Consider the following 1,011-nt stretch of genomic DNA (forward strand, 5'->3'; position numbering starts at 1 on the left):
CACCGTATTCACCGAGTTGGTGTGGCCGGTGAGGGGCTCACCCACCAGGCGGGCACGCTGCGGATCCGAGACATCCCACAACCGCACCATGCTGTCGGTACCGCCGACACTGGCCAGCAGCCCACCCGGCCCGAACGCCACTGCATGCACCGTGCCGGTGTGACCGGTGAGGGGCGGACCGACCTCGCGGACACGCCACGGGTCAGACCTGTTCCACAACCGCACCGTGCCGTCCGCATTGCCGGTGGCCAACAGCCCACTCGACCCGAACGCCAGCGCGGTCACCGGGCCGCCGTGGTTGACGAGGGGCTGGCCAAGCGGATGGACACGCTGCGGATCGGACGTGTTCCACAAGCGCACCGTGCCGTCCGCGCTGCCGGTGGCCAGCAATCCACCCGACGAGAATCCCACCGCGTTCACCTGGTCGGTGTGGCCGGTGAGGGACGTACCGAGTGAGCGGACGTGCTGGGGATCGGAGGTGCCCCACAACCGCACCGTCTTGTCGCTGCTGGCGGTGGCCAACATCCCACCCGGTCCGAACGTCAGCGCGCGGACCTCATCGGTGTGGCCGGTAAGAGGCGGACCGACCTCGCGGACCCGCTGAGGGTCGGAGATATCCCACAACCGCACCGTACTGTCGACGCCACCAGTGGCGAGCAATCCATCCGGGCCGAACGCCACCGTATTCACTGAGTTGGTATGGCCGGTGAGAGGAGCATCGACCGGACGGACATGCTGCGGGTTGGAGGTAATCCACAGGCGTACTGTTTTGTCGGCGCTGCCGGTGGCCAGTAACCCACCCGGTCCGAACATCACCGCGGTTACCGGGAAGGTGTGGCCGGTGAGGGGAGCACCGACCTGGCGGACGCGCTGAGGATCGGACGCATCCCATAGCCGCACCGTGCTGTCGAAGCCGCCGGTGGCCAGCAACCCGCCCGACCCGAACGCCACGGTGAACACCGGGCCGTTGTGACCGGTGAGGGGGCGGTCGATCTGATGGGCGTGCTGCGA

The 1,011-nt window shown here is 68.2% G+C and carries 1 protein-coding gene; it reads right to left on the reverse strand.

The genetic code is table 11. The features are described from left to right. A partial coding sequence (locus CC117_RS11045; RefSeq protein WP_256385373.1) for a WD40 repeat domain-containing protein occupies positions 1-993 on the reverse strand: 993 nt, incomplete at its 3' end. Positions 994-1,011 lie beyond the last annotated feature (18 nt).

The sequence above is a fragment of the Parafrankia colletiae genome, assembly GCF_001854655.1.
Classification (GTDB): domain Bacteria; phylum Actinomycetota; class Actinomycetes; order Frankiales; family Frankiaceae; genus Parafrankia; species Parafrankia colletiae.